This window comes from Paenibacillus sp. 01T442 (genome assembly GCF_056398345.1).
On sequence record NZ_JBFTPF010000052.1, the window covers coordinates 1 to 26,894 of the forward strand.

Annotated in this window: 23 protein-coding genes; 22 read left to right on the top strand and 1 reads right to left on the bottom strand. The window is 44.3% G+C overall.

Features of this window, described 5'->3' with window-relative positions:
• The first annotated feature begins 83 nt into the window (after positions 1-83).
• From AC1DLM_RS26415 to AC1DLM_RS26450, 8 genes are all read left to right on the top strand, one after another.
• Positions 84-1,097: a transposase gene (locus AC1DLM_RS26415; RefSeq protein ID WP_441990617.1), complete on the top strand. Its 1,014-nt coding sequence runs from the start codon at positions 84-86 to the stop codon at positions 1,095-1,097.
• 145 nt (positions 1,098-1,242) lie between these two features.
• Positions 1,243-1,677, top strand: coding sequence for a hypothetical protein (locus tag AC1DLM_RS26420; RefSeq protein ID WP_441990618.1), 435 nt, complete (start codon positions 1,243-1,245; stop codon positions 1,675-1,677).
• Positions 1,653-6,482 carry a sugar-binding protein gene (locus tag AC1DLM_RS26425; RefSeq protein WP_477571635.1) on the top strand — a complete coding sequence of 1,610 codons (4,830 nt, stop codon included), beginning with the start codon at positions 1,653-1,655 and terminating at the stop codon, positions 6,480-6,482. Before AC1DLM_RS26420 ends, AC1DLM_RS26425 begins: the two co-directional genes overlap by 25 nt.
• 54 nt (positions 6,483-6,536) lie before the next feature.
• Positions 6,537-7,151 carry a polysaccharide deacetylase family protein gene (locus AC1DLM_RS26430; protein WP_441987187.1) on the top strand — a complete coding sequence of 205 codons (615 nt, stop codon included), beginning with the start codon at positions 6,537-6,539 and terminating at the stop codon, positions 7,149-7,151.
• A gap of 173 nt (positions 7,152-7,324) precedes the next feature.
• Positions 7,325-7,702, top strand: coding sequence for an HAD family hydrolase (locus AC1DLM_RS26435; RefSeq protein ID WP_477571636.1), 378 nt, complete (start codon positions 7,325-7,327; stop codon positions 7,700-7,702).
• Positions 7,584-7,907, top strand: coding sequence for an HAD family hydrolase (locus AC1DLM_RS26440; RefSeq protein ID WP_477571637.1), 324 nt, complete (start codon positions 7,584-7,586; stop codon positions 7,905-7,907). The genes AC1DLM_RS26435 and AC1DLM_RS26440 overlap by 119 nt, the downstream gene beginning before the upstream one ends.
• Before the next feature lie 342 nt (positions 7,908-8,249).
• Complete coding sequence (locus AC1DLM_RS26445; protein WP_477571638.1) at positions 8,250-9,161, top strand: aminoglycoside phosphotransferase family protein; 912 nt, start codon at positions 8,250-8,252, stop codon at positions 9,159-9,161.
• Positions 9,162-9,251: 90 nt separating this feature from the next.
• Positions 9,252-9,647, top strand: coding sequence for a VOC family protein (locus AC1DLM_RS26450; protein WP_477571639.1), 396 nt, complete (start codon positions 9,252-9,254; stop codon positions 9,645-9,647).
• A gap of 434 nt (positions 9,648-10,081) precedes the next feature.
• Here the strand turns inward: AC1DLM_RS26450 and AC1DLM_RS26455 are convergent, their stop codons facing one another.
• Positions 10,082-10,417, bottom strand: a complete 336-nt coding sequence (locus tag AC1DLM_RS26455) for a hypothetical protein (RefSeq protein ID WP_477571640.1) — start codon at positions 10,415-10,417, stop codon at positions 10,082-10,084.
• A gap of 132 nt (positions 10,418-10,549) precedes the next feature.
• Between AC1DLM_RS26455 and AC1DLM_RS26460 the strand changes: the two genes are divergently transcribed.
• The 14 genes from AC1DLM_RS26460 to AC1DLM_RS26525 all read left to right on the top strand — a co-directional run bounded on the left by AC1DLM_RS26460 (position 10,550) and on the right by AC1DLM_RS26525 (position 26,821).
• Positions 10,550-10,852, top strand: a complete 303-nt coding sequence (locus AC1DLM_RS26460) for a hypothetical protein (RefSeq protein WP_477571641.1) — start codon at positions 10,550-10,552, stop codon at positions 10,850-10,852.
• A gap of 66 nt (positions 10,853-10,918) precedes the next feature.
• Positions 10,919-11,665: a hypothetical protein gene (locus tag AC1DLM_RS26465; protein ID WP_477571642.1), complete on the top strand. Its 747-nt coding sequence runs from the start codon at positions 10,919-10,921 to the stop codon at positions 11,663-11,665.
• Between the two features lie 917 nt (positions 11,666-12,582).
• The gene (locus AC1DLM_RS26470) at positions 12,583-13,686 is read left to right on the top strand and encodes an amidohydrolase family protein (RefSeq protein ID WP_477571643.1); all 1,104 of its coding nucleotides are present in this window, start codon (positions 12,583-12,585) and stop codon (positions 13,684-13,686) included.
• A 12-nt stretch (positions 13,687-13,698) separates the two neighbouring features.
• Positions 13,699-14,622: an ABC transporter permease gene (locus AC1DLM_RS26475; protein WP_477571644.1), complete on the top strand. Its 924-nt coding sequence runs from the start codon at positions 13,699-13,701 to the stop codon at positions 14,620-14,622.
• Positions 14,623-15,498, top strand: coding sequence for a carbohydrate ABC transporter permease (locus AC1DLM_RS26480; RefSeq protein ID WP_477571645.1), 876 nt, complete (start codon positions 14,623-14,625; stop codon positions 15,496-15,498). It abuts the gene before it with no gap.
• A 22-nt stretch (positions 15,499-15,520) separates the two neighbouring features.
• On the top strand, positions 15,521-15,916 hold the full coding sequence (locus AC1DLM_RS26485) for a Rieske (2Fe-2S) protein (RefSeq protein WP_477571646.1): 396 nt from the start codon (positions 15,521-15,523) through the stop codon (positions 15,914-15,916).
• Positions 15,917-15,990: 74 nt separating this feature from the next.
• Positions 15,991-17,490, top strand: coding sequence for an extracellular solute-binding protein (locus AC1DLM_RS26490; protein WP_477571647.1), 1,500 nt, complete (start codon positions 15,991-15,993; stop codon positions 17,488-17,490).
• A 98-nt stretch (positions 17,491-17,588) separates the two neighbouring features.
• A complete protein-coding gene (locus AC1DLM_RS26495; RefSeq protein ID WP_477571648.1) occupies positions 17,589-19,898 on the top strand; it encodes an AraC family transcriptional regulator in 2,310 nt (769 codons plus the stop codon).
• A 15-nt stretch (positions 19,899-19,913) separates the two neighbouring features.
• Positions 19,914-21,365 carry a glycoside hydrolase family 88 protein gene (locus AC1DLM_RS26500; RefSeq protein ID WP_441987173.1) on the top strand — a complete coding sequence of 484 codons (1,452 nt, stop codon included), beginning with the start codon at positions 19,914-19,916 and terminating at the stop codon, positions 21,363-21,365.
• A gap of 117 nt (positions 21,366-21,482) precedes the next feature.
• The gene (locus tag AC1DLM_RS26505) at positions 21,483-23,432 is read left to right on the top strand and encodes a PAS domain S-box protein (protein ID WP_441987172.1); all 1,950 of its coding nucleotides are present in this window, start codon (positions 21,483-21,485) and stop codon (positions 23,430-23,432) included.
• Between the two features lie 1,049 nt (positions 23,433-24,481).
• Complete coding sequence (locus AC1DLM_RS26510) at positions 24,482-25,378, top strand: AraC family transcriptional regulator (protein ID WP_441987171.1); 897 nt, start codon at positions 24,482-24,484, stop codon at positions 25,376-25,378.
• 74 nt (positions 25,379-25,452) lie between these two features.
• Positions 25,453-25,863, top strand: a complete 411-nt coding sequence (locus AC1DLM_RS26515; RefSeq protein ID WP_441987170.1) for a GNAT family N-acetyltransferase — start codon at positions 25,453-25,455, stop codon at positions 25,861-25,863.
• Between the two features lie 80 nt (positions 25,864-25,943).
• Positions 25,944-26,435 carry a shikimate kinase gene (locus tag AC1DLM_RS26520; RefSeq protein ID WP_441987169.1) on the top strand — a complete coding sequence of 164 codons (492 nt, stop codon included), beginning with the start codon at positions 25,944-25,946 and terminating at the stop codon, positions 26,433-26,435.
• Positions 26,436-26,518: 83 nt separating this feature from the next.
• Positions 26,519-26,821, top strand: a complete 303-nt coding sequence (locus AC1DLM_RS26525; protein WP_441987168.1) for a hypothetical protein — start codon at positions 26,519-26,521, stop codon at positions 26,819-26,821.
• Positions 26,822-26,894 lie beyond the last annotated feature (73 nt).

The following is a 26,894-nucleotide window of genomic DNA, read 5'->3' on the forward strand; positions in this document are numbered from 1 at the left end:
CTACGACTGACCAATTGACTAACAGGTAATTCCAAATCCTCTGTCGAATTAGTTAATAGCTAATTTGACGGAGGTCTTGCTCTATGCCATTACCAAAAAACCGAATCATTCCTGAAAAGAAAGTTTACTTTCACCCTGAAATTCTTCATTGTCCAGATTGCGGAATAAAACTAAAGAGGCATCATACCGCTTGGAAAAAGAATATTTCTACTCTTCAAGGCGTTATTCAAGTTTGGAATATGGCCTATTTCTGTCCAAGTGAAGCTTGTGGTCCTCTTAGACGGTACTTTCGGTCTGCGCAGGCCGATGCCTTATGCATGAAGCACACTTCCTACGGTTTTGATGTTCTTGCCTTAGTCGGAGACCTACGGTTCAAACAACATAAGACCATTGGAGAGATTACTGAAGCGCTAAACGAACGCGGAGTCGCAACATCGGAGAGAAATTCCATGAGACTGTATGAGCGGTATTTAGTGTTGCTACGTGCTTCTGTGACGGATCATACCCGCATTCAGTTAGAAAAAGTTGTTCAAGAGAACAAAGGTATTATGTTGTCCATGGATGGCGTCCAACCCGAGAAGGGAAACGAGACGCTCTATGTTGTACGTGAAGTTTTTAGCGGTACAATTCTAGCGGCAAAAAATCTCAAAAGCGGATCAGCGAGCGAGCTCATGGCCCTTTTGCAACCTGTAAAAGACATGAACTTTCCTGTAATTGGGCTGGTCAGTGACGGCCAGCAATCCATTCGCATAGCTATGGAAACCATGTGGCCGAATTCACCCTACCAGTACTGCCAATATCACTACCTAAAAGATATCGCTAAGCCGGTTGTTGACATCGATCGTAAGCTTAAAACCGGTATTAAGAAAACGCTACGCGGAATCCGTGAAATCGAGAAGGTAGTAGAGAAAGACACATCCGATGAAGCCGAGATTGCAAAAGACTATCTAGCGGCTGTTCGTTCCATTTTGCTTGAAGATGGCAATCCACCTTTGGATTTGCCTGGTATTCGAATATATGAAAACGCACAAGCCGTTCAGAAATCGCTGGAGAACTGCTTGAGTAAAAAAAGAGCTTCCTCTCCTGAAAAAGGTTAACAGAATATTCAGTAAAATCAACGATTTTCAGGAAGCCTACAAAGCAGTCAGCCGCTGGCAGCTTGTTATTACACATGTGGCAAAAATATTTGAACCCGCGCTTGACCAGACAAGTGAATCCGTTCGTTTTCACCTAGAGAATCTATTGAATTGGATGCAACAGACATATACGGAGAAAGGTGATGAAGTGCTCGTAAACAATGTAAAGAGCTATTCAAAAGGATTTTGGAGAGGCCTCTTTACTTGTTACGATGCACCTCATGTCCCCAGAACGAATAACGATCATGAACGTTTTTTTCGTCAAACTAAAACCCGTCATCGCCGGATGACTGGACGCCGAAGTTGGAATGATTACATCCTTCGAAGTGGAGAGTTTGTTGTGTTGGTTGACGATGCTCTTAAACAGGAGAATGTATTAGAACGTCTCCAACTTGTTGATTACAGCACTTTTGCTCAAGAACGTGACAGGTGGAACGAGCGTCTTCATGAAGGAATTAAGCGTCAACGCTTTAGAAGAAACCCTATCCAATACCTCAAAGATATTGAATCGAGGGCTTGTGCGTTAATTGGTCAGTCGTAGAAAATGTTAGCATCGGTGGTGGCGGATTTGTAACTGGAATTGCCATTCATCCGACTGAGCCGAATCTCGTCTATATTCGCACCGACGTCGGCGGGGCCTTACGGTGGGACTCGGTTAATCAGAAGTGGATTCCACTATTGAATGCGCTTCCAAGAGAAAAATACAATCAGTACGGCATTGACAGCATCGCCCTTGATCCAGCGGATCCGAATGTGGTTTACGTTGCAGCGGGCAAGTTCGACTATGTAGGAGCTCCTTCGGATATTCTGAAATCAACAGATCGGGGAATCACATGGACGTCAACCGGGTTCGCTCCCAGGCATTATGGCAACGGGCCAGGACGAGATTTGGGTGAACGGCTTGTGGTAGACCCCAATAATAGTCAAATCATTTATATGGGAACTCGTTATGACGGGCTGTGGAAAAGCACATCGGGGGCCAGCGTAGGCTCATGGGAGCAAGTTACTAACTTCCCGAGCATCGGTGCTGCTCCGACTGGACTCAATTTCGTTTTATTTGATAAGAGTACAGGATCTCCCGGCATTACGACACAAACCATCTATGTCGGGGTCAAAGGAACTGGTATCTACCAGAGTGTGAATGGGGGGACAACATGGGCGCTGATGAATGGAAGCCCGCTTACTCCACGTCGGGCTGTTCTGGCGGATGGCGGCACCCTATATGTCACTTATGAATCTGGTGTCACTAAGTTTGCAAACGGCGTATGGACCGACATTTCGCCTCCGGCGGTAGGAAGATACAATGGCATTACGGTAGACCCTACAAACCCGAACATCGTGATGACAGCCATAGAAGATGGTTCGAACACGCCGGCGCCGATCTACCGGTCGACCAATGGAGGCGTGAATTGGTCGCAAATCACCTTCGTCAAACATCAGAATGTTCCCTGGTGGACGAGTAACTGGTTTGCTGCTAATACATCGACCTTGACCATCGATCCCCATTTTCCAAATCGGGTATGGTTAACCGACTTTTACGGCACATGGCGCACAGATGATATAACGGCAAGTCCGTCCCACTGGTATACGTACGAAGAGGGCCACGAGGAAGTGGTGACGTTCGCTTTACGCAGTACGCCGATCGGTGCACCGCTGCTTAGCGGGCATGCGGATGTCGATGGTATGCGTCATACGTCGCTTACGACGTATCCAAGCAGCAAATTAGGCAGTCCGTCACTAGGCGATACGGTTTCCATCGATTTTCAAGAGAGTAATCCGAACTTCATCGCTCGGGTAGGTTCCACCCGTTATGCCGGCTCAGGGGGCGGCGGCTACAGCACCAACAACGGTGCAACCTGGACGGCATTTCCCAATCCGCCCGGAATCGCAGGGCGCATCGCCGTATCGGCTGGCAGCGAAACGATGGTCTGGGTTCCGCAACACGGAAGTCCGTTATATTCAAATGACCGTGGACAATCATGGACACCGGGAACAGGTGCACCATCCGGAACCGTACACGATTTCTGGGTCTGGTACCAGCCGCTGGCGTCCGATCGCGTCAATAGCAATACGTTCTATCTATTGGAACGTAACACGTGGAAACTATTCCGCAGCACAGACGGTGGCGCGTCTTGGAATATTGCGTCCACGATGCCAACAATTCCGGCGAAAACACCCGCGTATTTCAGCGTAAAGGCAGCTCCTGGGAAGGCGGGCGAAGTGTGGGTTAGCCTGGATGGGGGAGGTCTCTGGCGTTCCAGCAACTCCGGCGATTCTTGGACACAGCTGCCGAATGTGCAGCAGGCGACATTGTTTGCATTTGGTAAAAATAAGTTAGGTTCTCCAGATCCCACTGTCTTCGTCTATGGCAAGGTGGATAATAGTGTGGGTATTTTCCGATCCGATGATTTCGGCACGACCTGGGTGAAGATTGACGTCATCGATCCGGCGATTGGCGCTGAAGCCAATACGATGGAAGGCGACCGTCAAACATGGGGGCGTGTTTATATCGGAACGAACGGAACCGGAGTTTTCTACGGCGACACTTTGATGAGCGAAGGAATCGATACGGAGCCGCCGACACCTCCTTCGAACCTGTCATCTCCGTCGCATACGTCTACAAGCGTCAACCTCTCTTGGACAGCTTCAACCGATAACACCGGTGTAGCGGGGTACAACATTTACAACGGAGGCGTCTATGTCGGTGCCACGACATCGCTTTCGAGTACAAACTATACTGTAAACGGTTTGACGCCTAGCACCACCTATTCATTTACTGTGAAAGCCAAAGATGGAGCGGGCAACCTCTCAGCTCTGAGCAATGCGCTGACTGTGACAACAGCGCCTCCGCCGGCACCGCCGACGAATCTGACAACGACATCAGCGTCACTCACTACGCTTAGTCTGAGTTGGAGTCCGCCATCCAATCTCTCTGGTGTAGTCGGTTATGCCCTTTACGTCGGATCCAAACAGGTGGCTTCTACCTCGGGCACTACGTATACACTCACGGGACTGCTGCCCGACCGAACATACTCGGTTACAGTTCGTTCCGTAGACGGTGCAGGGAGCGCGTCTGTATCTAGCAATACTCTGGCTGCGACGACTGCGGCAGGCCCGGGCACGCTCGCCTTCAGTGACGATTTTCAGGATGGAGTGGCGGATGGCTGGACCCCTGCGAACGGAACTTGGTCTGTCGTAACATCAGGCGGGTCCAAAGTTTATAAGCAATCTTCCTGGCTGGGGACGAATGCGTTCAGCACAGTCGATACCAGCACTTATACCAACTATAGTGTGGAAACGAATATCAAACTTACTCAAAATGATATTGATTTGGCAGCCGGTATTACGGCTCGTTATCTCGATCCGAACAATTTTTACTATTTCCGGATCAAAGCAGGCAAGCTGCAGATTGGCAAATCGGTGAACGGAACCGTCACGATCCTGATTCAGAAAAATTATACGATGACAACGAATGAAGTTTACTCTTTCACCGCAGTTTTAAACAATAGCACACTCGAGTTATATGTGAATGGGTTCAGGGAATTATCCGTTACGGATACGAGCCATGTCTCGGGCAAAATCGGTCTCTATGCCTTCAAAACGAGTGTTGAATTTGACAATGTGAAAGTCGTTCATAATCGCGATTTCACGCCGCCGACAGTTCCTGGGAATTTGCGCTTATTGGCAAAAAGCGAGACTACGGCAGATTTGTCTTGGGATGTATCCTCGGACAATACTGCTGTAACCCAATACGAGGTGTATCAAGGTTCAGCTTTGATAGGAACCGTAACATCCAACACGTATTCCGCAACCAATCTTGCAGCGAACACCGCTTATACGTTCAGCGTAAAGGCAAGAGATGTAGCAGGCAACATGTCCGGAGCGAGCGCGCCGCTTAGCGTCACGACAGACCCATATCTGTTTCAAGCGAAGAAAACGATTACCGCCATTACCGTTAACGGATCTCTTGACGAACAAGTTTGGTCAACGTTCAAGCAATTAAAGAAACCGGTTATTGGCACTCCGAACAATACGGCGGAATTCAGCTCGCTCTGGGACAATACTTATTTGTATGTTGGCGTCAAAGTCATCGATGGCAATCTGTACAATACATCTGTGCAACCTTATTATGATGACTCCATCGAAATCTATATCGATAGCAACAACAATAAGAGCGCAACTTATGACAGCTATGACCAGCAGTATGTCAAGGGTTGGAACGACAGCACGCTCTGGCTGCAGAGAGTGATGCCGAACGGAGTGCTGCATGGATGGGCGCAGATTCCAGGTGGATACAGCGTGGAGTTGGCGATTCCTTGGAGCACGCTCGGCCTTACACCATCCGCCGGCATGACCATCGGCTTTGACGTCGCGAACAATGACACCGACACCGGAACCGGCAGGGAAAGCCAGCTGATGTGGGCCGGAACGAACGACAACTGGACGAATACGTCCGCATTCGGAAGCCTGCAGCTTTCCACGGTCTCCATTGGGGATACGCAGCCGCCTTCAATTCCATTGAATTTGACATCGCCTTCACACACGGACCGAACTGCAGTATTGTCTTGGACGGCTTCTACTGATAATGTAGGTGTTACCGGATACGAAATTTATAACAGCGGAAACCTAGTTGCAACGGTAACTTCGACGACCTATACGGTCAACGGGTTAACGCCGGGAACTAGCTACAGTTTTACTGTAAAAGCGAAAGATGCGGAAAACAATGTGTCGGCGGCGAGCAACTCAGTCAGCGTCACGATGGATGCGTCTTACACGCTGATCCCTGTTACTAAAACGAGTTCCACCATCCTAGTCGATGGCTCGCTGAACGAAACAGCATGGGCAATAACGAAGCAAGTGAACAAAAACGTGATCGGAACTTCTAACAACCAGGCGCAATTTGGGGTATTATGGGATGATACTTATTTGTATGTCGGGGTCATCGTCACCGACGGAAATCTGTATAACAATTCGGCGGAGCCTTACTCCGACGATTCCGTTGAGATTTATATTGACGGTAATCATAACCAAGGCGCAACATATGACAGCTATGACCGGCAATTTATCAAAGGTTGGAACGACTCCGCTCTGTATGAGGCTCGAAGTCTCACGAACGGCGTGCAGCATGCATGGGCCACGATACCAGCTGGATACAGTGTGGAGATGGCAATTCCGTGGAGTTCACTTGGCATTACACCATCAGCGGGGATGATGATCGGCTTCGACGTGGCGAACAATGACGAGGATGATGGAAACGGTCGACAAAGCCAGACAGTATGGGCAGGAACATCCAATAACTGGTCGAGCACGTCGGCATTCGGAGAGTTGAAGCTGGTATTGCCATAAATACCTATGGCGTCGAAGGAAATGTAGAGTTCAAACAGATGGAGGGCTAGACGCATGAATATCATTCAGCAAGTTTCAACAACACAAAAAGTTATTGCTTTTACATTCGATGATGGCCCTAACCCCGTGTATACGCCTCAATTGTTAGATATTTTCGACGAGGTTTCCGGCCATGCTACCTTTTTTATGATGGGAAAACAAATCGAACTATATCCCGAGACTGCGCTTGATGTTCATGTCAGGAAACATGAAATTGGGAACCATACTTACTCTCATCCTTTTATGACCCAAATCAGTTTAGAGGAAAGTGAGCGAGAACTTCTCGATACGGACGCCATAATTACACAGGTAACAGGAACTAAGCCAGTTGTCATGCGTCCACCTTACTTGGATTTCAACGAGGAGGTTCAGACGATTACTGCCAAAATGGGGTATCCCGTCATTGGTGCCCTCAATGGAAGTGCAAGGGACTGGGAGATGCCAGGGGTAGAACATATACTTGAGGCAACCCGAGAGCAGATCGGATGCGGGAGTATCTTGCTCTTTCATGATGGCTTTGGAGACCGCTCCCAGTCGATAGAGGCTGTTCGAATTTTGGCAAAGGAATTAACAGCCGATGGTTATCGACTTGTAACGGTTAGTGAGTTATTGCAAATGTCGGAGTCATAATTAGGTCATACAAAATGAATATTGAGAGGAAGTTGAGAAAAGCTGCGTAGAATTTAATTTCTATGCAGCTTTTTTATGTGAATAGGGGACGGCATAATAATTCAAAATTGAGTCTATCTTCTCTCCTGGAATTAGGTTATATTTGGAAGAATTATTTGTGAGGAGAGATGCAGATGTCGGACATACAGGCAATTGTATTAGACTTGGACGGAACATTGCTCGGTAGTGACAAATCCATATCACCTAGAAATTATCAGAGTGTTAAAAGATGTTTTGATTCTGGCATTCATATTATTGTTGCCACTGCGCGACCGCCTAGAGCAGCTAATCAGTTTGTACAGAATTTTCCTTTTGTAGACTGCTTTGTTTATTACAATGGTGCCCTAGTAACATGCAAGTCTAAGCAAACTCAGCTTCACATTAGTATCCCAAATGAGATTTGCCAACAGATTAACCAATTCATCGAGTTACAAGCTCCTCAATGGCGGTGCATTAATTCAAATCATGCAAAAATCAGCATCAAAGGAAGAAGCTGTGCAATGGGTACTTAACGATATCGGGGTGAAGTCAGAAAATGTAATGGTATTCGGGGATGACTTTAACGATTTAGGGCTATTCCAAATGTGCGGAGTTCCAATTGCAATGGAGAACGCGATCGTTGAACTGAAAAATTGTGCAGCGCACGTAACCGATTCGAATGATAACGATGGTGTTGCTGTTGCAATTGAGAGATTTATGGGTGTAATCAATTGCTGATAATTAACGAGCTATAAGTAAGGAGTTCATTTTTTTATGAGATATGTAAAATGGTGCATGGCCTCTATATCACTTTATACACTTTTAACAATCTTAGCTTGGTTCATTGATGAATTAGGATGGAAAAAGGGAGTAACAGAAGGAAATTACCAAATATACGCAAACTTATTTTCAAACATTCAATTCCCTATTAAACAGCTTCTAGGAATGGATGATGTGATAAATTATAACTTTAGACTTTTACCGTATATAATGGGTGCCATCTGTTGGATATTTATAGCAATTTTGTTTTGTAGGCTGAGAACTAGTACACATCATTAACCTGAAAGGAGCCATTCCGGCATGATTGTGATCCCCGATACATTTATAAAAAGAATGCACGAGCTCCACGGTGAGCAAGGTGTTGCCTGGTCGGAGGCGCTGCCAAGGCTAATCGCGGATTGTGCAAGCCGTTTCGACATTAGCCCTGAAGTTTCATTTCCTAATTTATCTTATAACTTCGTGCTCCGCGCAACGCGCAGTGATGGGAAACGAGTCGTCCTTAAATTATCTTTCAAGAAGGATGAGCTATCTAGAGAAGTTAGTGTTCTTCGTGCCTTTGAGGGCAGAGGGGCAATTCATGTGCTTGATGCAAATGAGGAATGGGGAGTTGCACTACTGGAGGGCGCCGTGCCTGGCATACCTTTGTCGACAATTGAGAATGATGCACGTGCGACGGATATCTTTTGCGATGTGTTTCGCCGCCTTCACCTTTCTCCACCACCGGGGAGTCTGTACCCGTCAATGAAGCAGCATTTTGCGGCAATTGAGCGATACCGAGAGCGAATCAATGACATGGAAGTTGAAGGACCACTGCCACCGAGTTGGGTGGAGAATGCCGAAGAATGTCTGGAATATCTCATCGCGACCACGAATGAGAATCTCTTACTGCATGGCGATCTGCATCATGATAACATTCTTCGCCAAGACGAAGAGAAATGGGCTGTCATTGACCCCAAAGGAATCATCGGTGACATCCATTTTGATACGATCCAGTATCTGCTTAACTACGAGGATCGGGGTGGTGACTGCGAGCAGTTGCTGCAGAACAGGATAGCGATTATGGCCGATCGACTTGGTCTTGACCCTCGCCGAATCGCGATGTGGGGTGTGGCACGAGGTGTGTTGGAGGCGTGCTGGACGATTGAAGACGGAGGAACGGATTGGCACAGAGGCATCCAAATCACGGAACGCTTTGCTAAATTTCTGGATTAAATGAACCGTCATAGTAGCATTGACAATGGAATGGCAAATTCGTATGATCCAAATAGGATTGTAAAAAAGTGTAAATGAGGTTGAATATGGATGGCGACAGCGGACTGGGAGAAAAAAATTACGGAAATCACATTATTTGTTGAAGATTTGCATCGGTCAAAGGTATTTTACCAAGAGACGTTCGAACTTGCGATCATATATGAAGATGAAAATTGCACGGTGTTTGATTATGGCAATACAAGCATCAATCTGTTAAATCAATCGAATGCACACGAGTTGATTGAGCCGGCGCAGGTAGGTCGCAGCGGAGATGGCGCGCGGTTTCAGTTCACGATCCAAGTGCCAGATGTTGACCGGGTTTGCGATGAGCTGGAAGTGCGGGGCGTTAGGTTATTGAATGGACCGATAACTCGCCCTTGGGGGCGGCGGACGGCTTGTTTTGCTGATCCAGACGGGCATGTGTGGGAGATTGCGCAGGTGCTATAGTTGGGCTACTTGGCGGGTAGCGTAGATGAGGCTTTCAATTATGATTTAATGGCAGCTGGTATTTAATCGGCTGCCGTTTTTTTTGAAGTAATGGGCAATTTTCTGGAACTTTTATTACATCTCTTTATAGAATTTGAAACGGTAATACGAGCAATATCCAAGGATAAACAGATAGGCAAAAATCAATAGCAATAGTATTGTTAAATCTATATCCATCAAGGCAAATGGTATAATTAAGGCTCCAAACATAAAGACCATCATGTTATATGCTTTCGTTTTTGCCCGACTATTTCTCCCATGCCATGACCGAAAATACTACAGCCAACCCCAAAACAGATATAAGGCAACGCTCGCAGCATACCTTGTGGATCTTCCATTGTTTTGATGAAGTACAGACTACCTGCAAATAGTGCTAAGCATACAACGGAGAATTACTACCAGTTAAATTTACCGAAAAATATGAGTTCACCGTTCTCCGCAGGTAGGTCATAAACTCCATATATAGCAATCATAGGCGGGGATTCGATATAAGTTTTGGATAAGGTGGAATAAACTTTAACCTCAATCGTATCACCGGCTGCTATAGCGTCCTCTTTCGTTTCCCAATAACTTATTGCACAGAACTCATTCGTTATATCTTCTCCCAAAAATGTAATACCTTTAAATCCCTTTAATGTTTGATGGACAATGTTAGTTTTCTCAGCCCATTGCTCTGCGAATGATATTGGGGCATCAGGTCTTAATCTAAACATACTTAATCTAGCGTACATTAGGAATCTCCACCTTCGACAGTCAATATTAAAATTTTATGTGAGATCAGTTTAAAAAGTGTATGTTTAATGATTAAATATGAACGAAACAAATACATAGCGAGTACGTCAGATAATGTAAGGGGGGAATCAATGAAAAAAACAATATTTATCGTGGCCGGACTTGTTGTTATCGTCTCAGGGTTTTTATTTTCACCGTGGGTAACTGAAAGTTTTGCAAAACAGAGAGCTATAGATGCTTTTGAGGACAAGTGGAAAAACGTACAAGACGGATGTGGGTTTAACTGCAAAGATTGTGGTGTTAAAACCTCAGAAAAAACGCTGTTGGGTCGAAAAGTAGTTATAGAGTATGCATGTGGTTTATTGCCCTCTGATTCCCCTGAATACCACAAGAAGAAAGAGCTGTTTGTATCATTTTTGGGAACCGTCCATTAAGATTGGCGTTATTTTTTAATCTAACTGTGGTTCGAAAGCGTCCAGCCGCAAGAGGAGGCTAATAGAATGAAAAACATGATCACCCTGGGGTTATTATTGCTCGTCCTTATGCTCACAGGATGTGGGGACAGCGGAAATAGTGCAGATACGTCTGTATCGTCCATTTCCCCAATGCCTGCAACATCTGAATCGCCTCCCAGCTCAACGCCAGTATCGCCTCCGCTTGCTACAGAGACAAACTTAGCGAAAGAAGATAACTCCATCAGAGCAATAGGTACGCATTTGGATGGACGACTACTCGTCAAACCTGCGAACAAAGCGAGCATAGCTCCTTTGGGGGCACCTAGCTGTTATGGGGTGGAGACTGATCTCCATTGGACAGGAGATTATGAGGCGGTGTGGGAATCCAAACCTGAGGGAAGTGCAACTCCAATCAGTACATTTCCAATAGACTTCGAAATTGTACAACAAAATGACTCACCAGTCATCATGCAGCCATTTACTCTGGAAGATATGGATATGTTCGCTTATGTTCCTCGTTACACCGATTGTCATGGTCTCGAAACTTACCTTTTCGGAGTAAGTAATAGGAAGGCTTTTCCGATAACGTTTGAGATAAAACCAGGAGTGAATTGGGCTTCAATAAGCCAATTGCCGCACCATCCATTCAAAGTTGTAGGCGGAGAATTTATTGTGACTGGCGGATATGGGGCGGGACAGGATTTCATTACCATCTATCATTTCAGATATGATCCAAAGAAAAAGTCAATGATTCTGAAAAGTACAAATGAAGTGAAGCCTAACGATATATAACTACTGTGAAGAAATCCTATTCCTGAGCTTTCAGAGATACTATACGTAAGTAACCTCCAAATCAGAGGCTGCCGAGAGAACCGACAGCCTTTCTCAACGTGCATGATAGTGTTCAATAAGAACGGGCATTTTGTAAAGTAACCTGCGCGAATGTAAGGATTCACCTAACACAAAACTATAGTTTGAAAATGGAAGGGCAGAGGAGTACAACTGCCCTTTTTTGAAAGATAAGAATTTATATGTTTGGGGTTTACGAGAATCACGTTAGGGGTGTTGTGAAAGCGACCCCCCCTTTCTAAAAAATGGGTAGTAGGGAGACTTCACCTAGGTTAACCGTTGCTGTTGGGATAAGAGCAGATGAGGGGGGAACCAGTTGTGATGCAAGGTTAGCTTTCATTTTTTCTGAGTTACGGACAGGGGGGCCGTTATTTAATGAGAAAAGCAGGGAGTCCAAATGCTAATGGACGCCACGGCGGTTATTTAGTCCCTTGCCACGCATGTTGGCACACAAATCAGTCAATAACGCCTCTGGTGTCCATTAAAAATCAAAACGGCCTCATATTTAGCTATTAGAGGCTGTCATGTCCGTTAGAAAATTCAACCATCCTCTTTTCGCGATACTCTTTAGGTTTGGGAAGAATATGCTCGCCTGTTTACCTTGAAACATGGACAACCCTCCCTATACACATCAGATTGGGTTTTTACTAAGGACCTGAGGCAGAGCCTCAGGTTTATTTTGTCATGTGATGTAGTCACGTAATGATTATTTGTGTGAAGGTAGGGATTACTTACGTCTAAAAAACCTTATGCCGCTTACGTTTCTGGACTGTCAGGTATTGATTATAGGCGGTAAGTAAACGACGGGCTAAGATAAATAGCAAGCAGGACATCACAACGACGAGGAAAGGTGAAAACAGATGAATCACAACGATATTCAACATGTACCTACACAGTCGATGCTCATTGATACCGATGTGCACAATGGGATTAGAGACCCTCAAGATTTGCTTCCTTATTTAGATAAACCGTGGCATCAACAATGGATTGGCGCTGGGACAGGTGTAGGTACACCTTATTACTCACCAGTAGGCGTGCTGAGAAAAGATGCAATTCCTGAAGAGGGCGTTAGCTCTGGCAGTGACCCGGTCTTCATGGTGAAGGATCACATTGAACGTTATGGCTTTGATTATGTGATTTTAACAGGGCAAAATGCCCTGGAAATGTCGCTCAATCCCGATATCGATTATGGCAATGCGGTGATATCCGCCTATAACGACTATTTAATTGATCATTGGTTATCTATAGATGATCGCTATAAAGGCGCTATGGTGATTAACCATTCGGATCCCTTGTACGCTGCAAAGGAAATTATGCGAATCGGCGGGCATCCGGATATTGTTGAAGTTATCATGTGCAGCGGCAGTACACGCTTATATGGGAATCGTTTTTTTCATCCTATTTATGAAGCAGCAGAGAGGATGGGCTTGCCTGTATCCATCCATCCAGGGACAGAGGGACGCGGTACAGCTGGAACGCCGACACCTTCCGGTTATCCATCACGCTATATGGAATGGCATAATATTCTCCCGACCAATTATATGGCGCACATCAATAGCATGGTGTGTGAGGGGGTTTTCGAGAAATTTCCGGGTGTAAAAGTGGTCGCGATTGAAGGCGGTATCGCTTGGCTGCCTCATCTGATGTGGCGAATGGATAAGAACTACAAAGCGTTGCGGGATACGACGCCATGGCTGACAAAGCTGCCCTCGGAGTACATTCGGGAACATGTCTATTTAACGACACAGCCGATTGAGGAACCGGAGGTGCCGGAGCATCTCGTACAACTCATTCAGATGTGCATGATGGAGGATCGCATTCTATACTCGAGTGATTATCCGCATTGGGATTTCGATCATCCCAAGATGGTGCTCTCTGCTTTTCCTAAGGATCTTCGCAAGAAAGTTCAAGGTGGAAATGCGGCAGCCTTATATGGTTTGCATAAGAAGGAGAATTTGAAGTGAGGGGGATTATCGGTGAAGGCATCCAGCATCAGAGTAACATTGCTCAAAGATATACGACGTGATCACTGGCTGTACATTATGGCCTTGCCAGGTATTCTCTATTTTATCTTGTTTAAATATTGGCCAATGGGCGGCATCATAATCGCCTTTCAGAACTTCCAGCCATTCACCGGTTTCTTCGGAAGCGAATGGGTAGGATTGAAGCATTTTCATCGCTTATTCTCAGATCCTGATTTCTTAATGCTGTTGCGCAATACGTTAATGCTTTCGTTCTATCAATTGGTCTTTGCCTTTCCGGCGCCAATCATACTGTCCTTAATGCTCAATGAATTGCGTCGTGAGTGGTTCAAACGCTGGATTCAGACGCTCGTCTATATTCCGCATTTTATGTCTTGGGTCGTTGTTGTCGCGATGTTTTTTGTTATCTTTGAATCGGAACAAAGCTTATTCCAATCCTGGATTGCCTCGCTAGGTTTCGAAAAGTTTTCGATCATGATGGATCCCGAATTTTTCCGTCCCATGTACATTCTGCAAGTCATCTGGCGGGATAGCGGATGGGGAACCGTTATTTATCTAGCTGCGCTGGCGGCAATAAGTCCAGAGTTATATGAGGCAGCCAAAATGGATGGCGCTGGACGCTTCCGTCAAATTTGGCACATTACGTTGCCCGGCATACGCAGTACGATTGTGATCCTGCTTTTGCTCAAAATAAGTGACATATTGGAAACAAGTTTTGATCATGTCTTCAATATTGTCAACTCGTTGACGCGTGATGTGGGGGAGGTATTCGATACCTATGTGTATCGCGTGGGTTTAGTTAACGGGCAGCTTAGCTATGCGACTTCAGTTGGCCTATTTAAGGGTGTTGTAGGCCTCATCCTTGTCGTGCTGGCAAACTGGCTTGTGAAGAAATCAGGCGAGGAGGGTCTTTACTAAATGACGGATAAACGTTGGGGAAATTATTTATTTGATGGAATCAATATCATTCTGCTTAGCTTGTTTGCATTAATTACGGTAGTACCATTTATCCATGTGATTTCCAGTTCCTTTGCCTCTGTTGCCGAGTATAACTCACGATCGTTTCTACTGTTTCCAACGGAGTTTTCCTTGAAGGCCTATTCGTACATCTTTACAACCAATGCGCTGCCCAAAAGTTTAGGGATTACCGTAATGATTACCGTTGCGGGTACGCTGACAAGCTTATTGTTAACGACGTTGTTTGCGTATCCCTTATCTAGGAATCGCTTTCACTTCCGACGCAGCATCATGTTTCTCATTGTTGTGACGATGATCTTCCAAGGCGGCATGATTCCGGATTATCTTGTCGTGAAAGAGCTTGGCTTGCTGAATTCCTATTGGTCGCTGATTTTGCCAAGGGCCATTATTGCTTTCTATCTCATTATCATGATTAATTTCTTCAAGAACATTCCCGAGGAACTTGAAGAATCAGCGAAAATCGACGGTTGCGGGGACTTGCGTATGCTTTTCCGCATCATTATTCCACTTTCGTTACCGGCGATTGCCACACTAACTTTGTTCTACGCTGTGCTTCAATGGAACACTTATATGCATGCCATTCTGTACATTAACGATACGGAGAAATGGCCCATCCAAGTGCTGCTTAGACAGATTGTCATGGTTTCTCAGGCAGGCTTTGTCGAGCAGGGCTCGATAGCCGGGGAATCTGCGATACCCCCAGAAACAGTGAAAATGGCCGTGATCACGGTGGCAACTTTGCCGATCTTAATCGTCTATCCATTTTTACAAAAATACTTTGCAAAGGGTGCCCTAGTTGGCTCCGTGAAGGGATAGCCGAAAGGAGGAACACGTTCTAATGGAAAAGGTTTGGGTAGCTGCAAAAGATGAGATTATGGAAGGTACTTGTAAAATTGTTACTGTCAAAAATGCCGAATACGGCATTTATAAGGTGAAGGGCGAATATTACGCATGGCGCAATGCGTGCCCGCACTTCGGTGCTCCCGTCTGCAAGGGAATCATTACGGGGACGCGTCTTCCTTCTCTCGTCTACGAGTATAAGGTTGGACGTGAAAATGAGATTGTCAGGTGCCCTTGGCATGGCTGGGAATTCGATCTGATGACAGGTGAGCACCTGGTTGATCCTCAGACCAAGCTTCGTCAAGGAAAGTTGGACATCACAGGTGCGGAGCAGGAAAGTTTAGAGAAAGCAGAGCTGGAATTGAAGACAGATGGTATTTATATGTGGGTATAAGGGTGTCAAAGCGGCTATACTTAGACATACAGCCGCCTTACATAGATATGTTCAACAACTAAGGAGGAGTAAATGTGAAAAGCAAAAAAGTGGTTAAGTCATGGGGGCTCTCACTCACGATGGTTCTAGCTGTTTCCGCTATACTATCGGGCTGTACATCATCAACCGACACGTCGGGGACATCAAGTCCAAGTGCAGGTGCAAGTTCCGGACCTGCAGCGAGCACGGCTACGCCAACAGGACCTGCTAAAGTGTCGATGTTGAATGTGTATTTATCGAACACGGCACCGAAAGCAGATGGGCCTGTTGTCAAAGAGACAGAGCGCATCGCGAATGCGAAGCTGGATATTACGTATGTGCCGTTCAACGTGTACAGCGAGAAATTGAATGTTACGATGACTTCAGGTGAGATGCCTCAAGCGATTATGGTTGAAAATCCATTCATTACTTCGGTTCTTAACGGTGTACGGTCCGGCATGTTCTGGGATTTAACGCCATACTTAAACGAGTTTCCCAATTTGAAAAAATACGATGCGAACATCTTGAACAATCTCGCTATTGATGGGAAATACTACGTGATTCCGCGTCCGCGTCCACTTGTACGGATAGGTACGATTATTCGCAAGGATTGGCTGGATAATGTGGGTCTTGCGGAACCGAAGACGATCGATGAATTTTACAACGTGTTGAAAGCATTTAAAGAGAAGGATCCTGATAAAAATGGTGTCAATGATACGTATGGCCTTATGCTCTATGAAAATGGTATCCCAGCTGATATGTTCGCATGGTTTGGCGCACCGAACAACTGGATGGTAGATAAGAGTGGGAATTTCGTCAAAGATGTGGAAACCAAAGAGTATCGAGAAGGTTTGACCTTCATACGCAAATTGTATAACGAGAATTTAATTAATAAAAACTTTGCTATCGTTGTGCGAAATGAAGCTAGAAAAGATTTATACAACAATAAAGTGGGCCTCAGTATCGAATCCATTGATGCTGTCGTGCCGTTCTACTATCTCCAAATGGCAGATACCAAAAATAAGTACCCAATGACCGTAAGTCCGCCTATCAACGGTAAATCGTATGCGGCTGCTGGCCATTTCGGCGGTGCTTTGATCCCGAAAACGAGTGTTAAGACAGAAAAAGAACTTCGTGAGGTTCTTCGTTACTTCAATACAGAGAATAGTGATGAAGCCAAAGCAGAATTTGTCCGTATTTCCCAAGAGAATGACAAAAAGCCAGCAGCAGAGCAATTTAATGTAGACGACCTCAAAAACTTGATTACAACGGATGCGATTGTGTACCCAACAGGTACGACAGATACCGATGTATTATTGAAAAAGCGGATGACCGAGCTTGCTGCCGCAAGCGTTCAGGATCCATCCATGGGTCTGATTTCGCCAACCCAAACAGAGAAGGACGCGCAGTTGAAAACTCTCCTAATAGATGCGCGAGCACAGTACATTATGGGTAAAATCGATGATGCCGGCTTCGATGCGGCTGTCCAACAATGGAAAAAAGTTGGCGGCGATCAAGTAGCTAAAGAGCTTTCCGAGCTTTATAAGAAAAAGTAAGCAAGGCATAAAGGGGCGTATCTTATGGATGCAGCCCCTTTACTCCCTTCCATGATATGATGAATGGTGTAAGGAATATGGGGAAGAGCGAGGGGCTTATGATGAGTAGATTCCAGACATCCAGATTTTTCAAAAACTTAGTGTTGCTTAGCTGCATTATCGGGATACTGCCTGTTGTGCTTCTTGGCTATCTCTCCTTTAATAAATCCTCAGCCATTCTGGAGGAAGAGATTATCGCCAGCAATAGGCTCATCCTGAAGCAGAATAAGGAGAAAGTCGAATATTTGCTTAAAACTATTGATACTTTAGCGACACAAACGATTAGCGGAACTGTCATGACGAATGCGATTTCGATGCAAACGGTATTGGATGCACCTTTTGACTATGAATACCATGAACTCTTTGAGAAACTGCTCTATGAGCTCGTCCATATTCAAGTGTTTGAATTGGGTATTCAAGATGTGCATGTGATGAGTTACCGTCAGGATTGGATTGTTGAGGGCGGTGCTGTCTATCCGATGAAAGACCGACCATTGATCGAGACGCATGATAAACGTCTATATGATTTGCAAAAGTTATTGATCTCCTATCGAGATGACTCTCGTCGCTCCTATTGGAAGCTGACAGAGGATGAGAAGTCCGGTTATGTATTTAAGCTAATTAAGCATATTCCGTTGAATGCGATCAACCCTGACGGCATTATTTCGATCAATATTCCTTTGCAAGAGCTCAGTAAGCGTCTTGCTGGTGATGTCAGTAAAGGACGTACATTGATTATCAATGAACTAGGATCTGTCGTCGCCAGCCTGAACAATCATGACATCGGAACAAATGTGAAGGCAGAGAACTATTATCAGCAAATGCTCGCAAGCGGTGAGCAGGAAGGTTTTTTCTTCTATAAACAGGATGGCCAGGAGTTTGTCATTCATTATAATCATGCGCTATATAACAATTGGATGTATGCATCCATTACCCCTTTGGAGTATGTGATGAGCAAATCGAATGGCATCAAGTTCTATACGATTATTTTTGTAGCCATTTTGATCACACTTGTTATCACTACATCTTTCTTTTTTTCACATAAGTTATATTCACCAATTAATCGAATCTATCGCTCTATTCAACCGGATCACAAACAGAGGCAGAATAATGAGTTGACCTATATCAGCGAGCATTTGACTCATTTGACGAAATCAAGTACGAAGCTAAAAGAGGAAATGGTATTTCTGCACAGCCAAACGCGTGAATTTTTTGTGTTTAAGCTGCTATCTGGCGATATTCGGCTAGAGTCGATGGAAGATCAATTAGAACGCCATGATTTTCCAATCAATTGGGATCATTGGTGTGTACTGGCTCTGCAAATTGATACGATGGAAGGGACACGCTACACCGAAAAGGATATAGATCTGATGCTTTATGCCATTCATAATATGATCGAAGAAATTGTCCCTCAGTCCATGCGTCTCAGCTCTATTGTTCAGAACCAGGGAGTCTTTCTTTTCTTAGGTGGCGGCCTAGAAGATGATACGCCATTAAAAGTGCAGGTCTTTAACAAATCGGAAGAAATACGCAATAGCATTAAGCAATATTTGAATCTGAAAATAAGCATAGGGATTAGCAGGAGGTACTCGAATTTTATGTATGCACCGCTCGCTCATCAAGAAAGTCTGGATGCCTTGGCCTATCGCGTTAGACTGGGATCGGAGTCCATTCTGTTCATTGACGAAGTGGAGCCAAATAAAGCACAGATGTTCCGTTATCCGAAAGAGCTTGAATTTCAGATTATGGAGGCTATCAAGCAGTCGAATGAAGAGCAGGCGCAGGAAAGATTACAGGCGATTATTGCAGATTTTCTGAAAAATCAGATGAATCACTACGATTATCAGCATTTTATCGGACGTTTATTTAACAACTTAACGGGGCTTGTTCAGGATGCAGGTGAATCCGTACAAGAAGTTTTCCAAAAGGAGATTTTCACTTCAGAAATTTTGGTTCGCATGCATTCGGCCAAGCAGATCGAGGAGTGGTTCTGGAAACAGATTATTGGGCCGCTTCTTGCATGGACGGAGGAGCGTCAACGTAAGCAGGATGTGAATATTTCAAAGCTGATGATTATAGAGATCGAGGAACATTTTGATCAGGATTTAAGTGTCGAGATGTTTGCCGCGCGGTTTCATTACCATCCTAGTTATATTAGCCGTGTGTTTAAAAAGGATACCGGTGTGAATTTCTCAGAGTATGTGTCGAACCATCGCATCGAAGTTGCGAAACGCTGGTTACAAGAGACCGATATGAAGATCGCGGATATTGCAGAAAGGCTGCAATACAGCACGCCTTCAAACTTCAATCGGAATTTTAAAAAGGTTGTACAAGTTACACCGAGCCAATATCGGGATCAATTCAAATAGGGAGCGGGATGGAAGATGAGACAGGTTCATTATTATCCGGCGCTCGTTATCAGCGAGTCTAAGACTCTACTGCCTGAGGGAAAACAGATTGCAAGAGGGTGGCGTGCGGTACACTTGGGAGAAGGTCAGGAGCAACTAACCTTGACATGGCACCTGCAAGAGGATCAGTTAAAGCAAGCAGCAGGACAAGGCAGTCGTTTGCGGATCTCAATCGCATTAGATTATCGGGATGCCCAGAATGTTGATGTAATCTTGTGTCAATCCAATGAACGGATTGGAGTCATAGATATTCGGTATGCCTATGTATTTCAGCCCTTTGAGCTTCTGCTAACGGAGGAACAGACTGCAGCCGTGCTAAATGAGGGAGTGCGACTTGAGCTCATAGGTGGCAAGGAGCCGCTTTGGGTATTTGATGCACATGATGATGTGACGGAACGTGTGCTATTCGCTCCACACTTGTTGATAGGAGAACCAGATTCACGTGTCGATGAAGCTTTGAATACGATGCTCTCACTATCCTCGTTACAACCTTTCGGGTGGATGGAGGGATGTGTGTTGGATGGGCTGCACAGTTTACAGCCGATTCTGGGGGAAGAGCGAGTGAATCCCATCTTGGATTTGCATTTCAGCCAGTTTTTTAACGAGCAGGGAGATTTGCTCTATGAGGACTTGCACGGACAACAGGCTGACGGTACGTTTACAACGATTGAAGCAACCCTGCCACTGGCAGTCATTGCCAAATACCGCAGGGATCATCCTGTGATTCTCAAAGCGCTTGAATTTTTTGAAGCTGCAGGTCGCAGGAACGGTGGCGCTGTCATTGATGAGGACATGGTCACAGCAGAAGGCTCATATACAGTGGCGTACCCGCTTGCCGTAATAGCGAGGCAATTTAACCGTCAAGATATGGCGGAGCAAGCTATTGCGCAGATCCTGCTACGACGAGATTGCCTGGCACGCGAGCAGCATGTGTTCCTGCGCTATCATCGGAAATCACAAGAACATACATTTCGCAGCTGGGCGAGGGCTTTTGCTTGGTATTGCCTAGGTTTAGTCAAAACTTGCATCGAGCTGAATGATTCTCAATTCGCGAATCTGGCAGGAATGGCTGAGTTAGAGGCTGAAATTATTCGCATTGCTCAGGTGGCCGTAGCGTGGAGGCAGCCTGACGGATTGTGGTCTTGCTTCCTGGATGATGCCACGACAGGCATTGATACTTCGGGATCAGCAGGGATTTCGGCTGCATTTGCATTGGCTGCTAGTCGTCAATTGTTGCCGAACGAGTACATGACGCTGGCCCGGCATAATTTCCTGGAGCTATCTACATATTTGACGCCTGATGGTATTTTGACAGGCATTGCCCAACATAACGCAGGAGGAATGGCGTTGCAACAGAGCGGATATCGTGTACAATCGCAAATGGGACTAGGCCTGTGGGCGCAACTTTATGCGTATACGAGGTACTAGGAAACCTAGATAGATTAAGCTAACGGACAGCTACTCCTTTTATGGTAATATAGGAGTAGCTGCCAAGGGAAAAGGAAGAGGCTGCTATCGCGTTAATTCAAAAGGAGGAATACGTTGATGCAGGATCTAAAGTTATTTGACCCTGAAGCTTTATTTGAGCATTTATATATAAATGCACCGATTGGGATCGCTTTAATCTCTCTGGATCGCAAATGGATGAATGTTAACCCTGCGGTTTGCCATATTTTCGGCTATTCGAAAGAAGAATTCATGAACTTTACGCCAGATGATATTCGACATCCTGATGATAAGAACAATACCAGAGGTTTACTAACAGAATTATTGGATGGCGTAATTCCTTCATTTGAATTAGAAAATCGGTACTATAATAAAAATGGCCATATCGTTTGGACCTCCGTCTATGTTTCATTAGTTCGTGATAAGAATGACGGGAAGCCTTTATACTATATTACTCAATTTATCGATGTAACCAAGAACAAGCTAGCAGAGCTAAAGCTGCAAGAAAGTATTGAGCGGTATACGTCGCTAAAGAAATACAACCACGATGCTATTATTTCTTTTGGTTTGGACGGCATTATTATCAATGGCAATAATATGGTACAACACATGACCGGATATCTCATTGAAGAGTTAATCGGCAGTGGAATGTCCAAACTAATCGGTGAAAAAAATTCAACGAATTTGCTTCTAGCTTTAAACGATCATGTAGAAATCGAAAGAGTTGAAAAAGAAATCACGTTGATTCAACACAAGGATGGTTATTCAGTTGAAGTGTTGGTAACGCTAGCTCCAATCATCATCCAGACCCAGACGAAGGGCTTTTACATTATAGCGAAAGACATGACGGAGCAGAAGAAGTTGATTATTGAGAAAGAAGCCGCCGAAAAGACGAATAAAGCCAAAAGCGAGTTTTTGGCCATGATGAGTCATGAAATCCGTACGCCTATGAACGGGGTTATCGGTATGACGGATGTGCTACTAGAGACCGAATTGGATGAAGAGCAGATTGAATATGTTCAAATTATTAAAAAGAGTGGCGCTACGCTGCTTATGATTATCAACGATATTCTGGACTTCTCCAAAATCGAATCCGGCAAAGCCGAATTAATGGAAGAACCTTTGAATGTGAGAGATATTTTATCAGAAACGCTTAATTTGGTCATGTCTAAAGCTCATGAGAAAAATTTGGAGATCACGACATTGATATCGCCTAAGGTTCCTGACTTGGTTCATGGTGATATTACGAAGTTGAGACAAGTTTTGATGAATTTACTCAGCAATGCCATAAAGTTCACGCCGAACGGAGCGATTTCGATCAGTGTTGAACCTGTGTCGCAAGAACAGAATTCAGTACGTCTTCAATTTGCCATCAAGGATACAGGTATCGGCGTACCGAAGGAACAAGTAGGTCATTTATTTGATCCCTTTTATCAAGTTGATCACTTTATGACTCGGCGAACAGAGGGGACCGGCTTAGGATTAGCTATCTGTAAAAAGCTTGTTGAGCTTATGGACGGTGAAATCTGGCATGAATCATCCAAAGATCAAACAGGATCAACTTTCCTGTTCACGGCGAACTTGGGGGTCCAATCGAATCAAGCAGACTCATCACACTATGATATGTGGCCCCAACCTGATGACATTGTCGAAAATTCAACGGAACAATCCTTGAAAATCTTGATTGCTGAAGACAATGAAGTGAATCAAGTTGTGATAAAGAAAATGTTAGAGAAACTCGGGCACAAAACGACCTTAGTACATAACGGCAAAGAAGCGGTGGAAGCAGTTAAGCGTTATCCTTATGATATCATCTTTATGGATATTCAAATGCCTTGGATGGACGGATTAACGGCGACGAAATTAATTAATGACATGTTAAACGGTAAGAAACGCCCGTACATTGTGGCAGTGACAGCTCACGCTATTAAAGGTGACAGTGAGAAATATCTGTCTGAAGGTATGGATGCCTACATCAGCAAGCCGATCTGCATTAACGTGATAGCAGATGTCATTGATAAATATGAGAAGATGAAATTTATATATTAGATAGTAACAATTCATGGGAGTTAGTTGATATACGTATGACACTATATTCATGCTTTGGCTACTGCTATAAGTCTGCGTTATTGGATTTGTTGCTTCAAAACGAGAGTTACATAGAGAACCAAGATGAGGCTGCCAGCATGATTGGCAGCCTTTTCTCAAAATAATAGGAAGTAAAGCGCAAGGAAAGTATCCCGGTCGCTCGTCGCACACTAGCGCACAAATATTGTGCGCAAGAGAAGTATGGCGGTCGGTCATCGTAAGCTAGCGCACAAATATTGTGGCAAGAGAAGTATGGCGGTCTGTCGTCGCACGCTAGCGCACAAATATTGTGCGCAAGAGAAGTATGGCGGTCGCTCGTCGCACGCTAGCGCACAAATATTGTGCGCAAGAGAAGTATGGCGGTCGGTCATCGCACGCTAGCGCACAAATATTGTTCGCAAGAGAAGTATGGCGGTCGGTCACCGCACGCTAGCGCACAAAAATTGTGCGCTAGAAAAGTATCCCGGTCGCTCGTCGCACGCTAGCGCACAAATATTGTGCGCAAGGAAAGTCCCGGTCGCTCGTCGCACGCCGCCTTTTCTTACGGGCAGATTAGCTCCAATATATGGTAATATAAAATTAAAGGTTTAGGGAGGCATCTAAACTTGATATTAGTTTTTGATCCGTTTGATCCAGTTGCAATTGGAGATGAGGAATATATCGAGGTTAGCGGTCCTGGAGGTATTGACTTCATATTTAATCAGTTGGTTATTTTATAGATAATTTCAATGATTTAAAGAACTGAAAATAGTTTCTGTATTCAAAAATAGCACTAAAAGACGGAGAATAAACGAGGGGATTCTTACTTTAACCGTTCATCATTAATGGATTATGGGTAAATTCCCCATATATTGAGCCGTTCAATAACAAAGTTGTAATGGTAATTAGACAGGGCTGGAATCCTAGGGATAATGGTACCTTATGAAATGATGGACTAACTTACTTGTGCATAAAAAGTTGCGATACGAAGTCGATGTTACTTTATACTTCGATTGAGAGGAGGGAAAGGAATGGATTGGCTTACGAGGATGAATCGGGCAATAGATTATATCGAAATGAATATATCTGGAGAAATTGACCTATCGGAGATAGCAAGTCAAGCTTGCTGTTCCTCGCATCAGTTTCAAAGACTATTTTCCTTCATTACGGATGTAACATTGGCGGAATATATACGGCGCAGAAGGCTTACTCTGGCAGCGATTGATTTATTAAATAGCAATGCGAAAGTGATTGAGATTGCCCTTAAATACGGCTATGATTCACCGGTTTCTTTCGCAAGAGCTTTTCAATCGATGCATCGTGTTAATCCGGCTATGGCCCGTCAAGAAGGCGTCGCTTTGAAAGCCTATCCTCGGCTTTCCTTCCTTATCTCAATCAAAGGTGCTGAAGCGATGAATTATCGGATCGAGACCAAAGAAGCATTCCAAGTATTTGGCATTGAAAGAGTTTTTCAAACTAGTGGAAGTGGGGAAGGATTGACTACCCCTGGGGGATTTTGGAAACAATGCCACGCCAACGGCGAGGTAGAGAGACTTGCTGACAATGCGGGGGAATTGCCTGTAGAACTGAGCAAGGATTTATTTAAAGTACATGCAGTTTGCAGCTATCGAAAAACCGAAAAAGATACGTTTCCATATATGCTATGTTCATTCAAGAGCTATTCCAGTAAAACAGATGGATATTTAGAAATCACGATCCCTTCACACACTTGGGCTATATTCCCATCCGAACTGTTTACATGGAATCAATTTAACGATTCCATCGAGTCGCTTTACCGCCGCTTCTATTCGGAATGGCTGCCAACGGCGGGATACGAGCAGGTGGAAGGGTTGGAATTCGAAGTCTATGGAGGCAGAGATGGACTTAACTACGTTGAATTGTGGTTCGCGGTAAGAAAGATTTCCTAATAATGAAAGGATCAACCCAAACTGGAGGTTTTTTTAAACTTGCCTTGCAGATAGTACATAAGGAGTGAAAAGAAATGGAAATTGCTATTGCAACTAATTCTGACTATGGATATTTAAAAGAACGTGACCATCACATTCTACAGAGCTTACTACTGCACAAAATTAAGAGAAATGAAATATATATTCTTCGAGACGAAAATGAAAATAATATCGGATGGATGAGGTACGGGTATTTCTGGGACAACACACCATTCATGAATATGATATGGGTTGATGAACAAAATCGAGGTCAGGGTATAGGTAAGCAAGTAGTTCTATATTGGGAAGAAAAAATGAAACATATGGGTTTTAAATTGGTAATGACTTCTACTTTGGCTAATGAAGAGGCACAACACTTCTACAGAAAATTAGGTTATCGGGATTCAGGCTGTTTGTTACTTGAAAACGAGCCGTTAGAAATCATTCTTACTAAAAAAATTATGTAATCAACTTATTGAAGGAATATTTATGAAGATTGCCGAATGGATTAACGTAGCCAATCTCAATAATAATAGTGAGGAATTAAATGAATATAGTTCTTATAGGAATGTCTGGAGCTGGTAAGAGCACCTTAGGTGTTTTGCTTGCAAAAGCTTTAGAAATGGATTTCGTGGATACAGATATTGTTATACAACAACATGAAGGAAGGTTGTTACAAGATATCATTGATAATGATGGTATCCAGAAATTTTTGGAAATCGAAGAAAGCACTGTGTCTGAATTGCAACTAAAAAATTGCATTATATCTACGGGTGGAAGTGTTATATATTCAGAAAAGGCTATGAATATTCTTAAACAGGATGGTCAGATTATTTATTTACATGTCCCATATGAAGAAATTCAGCGGAGACTAATAAATGTAACAACTAGAGGCATTGTTATAAAGAAAGGAAATAGCCTTGAGGATGTTTACGAGGAAAGAGTTCCTTTATATATTCAATACAGTGATTTTATCCTGAATTGCTCAAATAAGAATATAGAACAATGTGTTAGCGAAATTATAGAACGATATACATAAAAAAATGAGGCTGCCGCTAGAATAGTTGGCTGCCTCTTGGCACATGCTTACAGCTAAGCTGCACCGATTAGGAGATTGATGACATGGCTTTCGGAATATCCAGACATGAACTGAATGAATGGAAAAGCAAATGCTCACAGGGAAAAATTGCCTTTTTGACGCATTATTGGGTAGAGCCTCGTTTTCCAGGAGTGAAGACGATCACGAAGGTGGGCTGCTGTGATCTAGAACGATTGAAGGAATGGTGCTTGGCGAATGGTTTAAATCCAGCTTACATACATTTTCGTGAAGAATATCCACATTACGATCTAATAGGGAACAAGCAGATTGAAATCTTAAAGAAAGAGCATTTGACCGATCATTTGCTCAGATTCAAGCTTTGGTAACGAGAAACGAGAATTCAATAAAAATATGAAAGGCAGTCAGTCCAGGTGGATTGGTTGCCTTTTCTCAAGCAGT

Coding starts and splice junctions, on each gene's coding strand:
- AC1DLM_RS26415 (WP_441990617.1), top strand. CDS start 84: ATGCCATTACCAAAAAACCGAATCATTCCTGAAAAGAAAGTTTACTTT.
- AC1DLM_RS26430 (WP_441987187.1), top strand. CDS start 6,537: ATGAATATCATTCAGCAAGTTTCAACAACACAAAAAGTTATTGCTTTT.
- AC1DLM_RS26435 (WP_477571636.1), top strand. CDS start 7,325: ATGTCGGACATACAGGCAATTGTATTAGACTTGGACGGAACATTGCTC.
- AC1DLM_RS26440 (WP_477571637.1), top strand. CDS start 7,584: ATGAGATTTGCCAACAGATTAACCAATTCATCGAGTTACAAGCTCCTC.
- AC1DLM_RS26445 (WP_477571638.1), top strand. CDS start 8,250: ATGATTGTGATCCCCGATACATTTATAAAAAGAATGCACGAGCTCCAC.
- AC1DLM_RS26450 (WP_477571639.1), top strand. CDS start 9,252: ATGGCGACAGCGGACTGGGAGAAAAAAATTACGGAAATCACATTATTT.
- AC1DLM_RS26455 (WP_477571640.1), bottom strand. CDS start 10,417: ATGTACGCTAGATTAAGTATGTTTAGATTAAGACCTGATGCCCCAATA.
- AC1DLM_RS26460 (WP_477571641.1), top strand. CDS start 10,550: ATGAAAAAAACAATATTTATCGTGGCCGGACTTGTTGTTATCGTCTCA.
- AC1DLM_RS26465 (WP_477571642.1), top strand. CDS start 10,919: ATGAAAAACATGATCACCCTGGGGTTATTATTGCTCGTCCTTATGCTC.
- AC1DLM_RS26470 (WP_477571643.1), top strand. CDS start 12,583: ATGAATCACAACGATATTCAACATGTACCTACACAGTCGATGCTCATT.
- AC1DLM_RS26480 (WP_477571645.1), top strand. CDS start 14,623: ATGACGGATAAACGTTGGGGAAATTATTTATTTGATGGAATCAATATC.
- AC1DLM_RS26485 (WP_477571646.1), top strand. CDS start 15,521: ATGGAAAAGGTTTGGGTAGCTGCAAAAGATGAGATTATGGAAGGTACT.
- AC1DLM_RS26495 (WP_477571648.1), top strand. CDS start 17,589: ATGATGAGTAGATTCCAGACATCCAGATTTTTCAAAAACTTAGTGTTG.
- AC1DLM_RS26500 (WP_441987173.1), top strand. CDS start 19,914: ATGAGACAGGTTCATTATTATCCGGCGCTCGTTATCAGCGAGTCTAAG.
- AC1DLM_RS26505 (WP_441987172.1), top strand. CDS start 21,483: ATGCAGGATCTAAAGTTATTTGACCCTGAAGCTTTATTTGAGCATTTA.
- AC1DLM_RS26510 (WP_441987171.1), top strand. CDS start 24,482: ATGGATTGGCTTACGAGGATGAATCGGGCAATAGATTATATCGAAATG.
- AC1DLM_RS26515 (WP_441987170.1), top strand. CDS start 25,453: ATGGAAATTGCTATTGCAACTAATTCTGACTATGGATATTTAAAAGAA.
- AC1DLM_RS26520 (WP_441987169.1), top strand. CDS start 25,944: ATGAATATAGTTCTTATAGGAATGTCTGGAGCTGGTAAGAGCACCTTA.
- AC1DLM_RS26525 (WP_441987168.1), top strand. CDS start 26,519: ATGGCTTTCGGAATATCCAGACATGAACTGAATGAATGGAAAAGCAAA.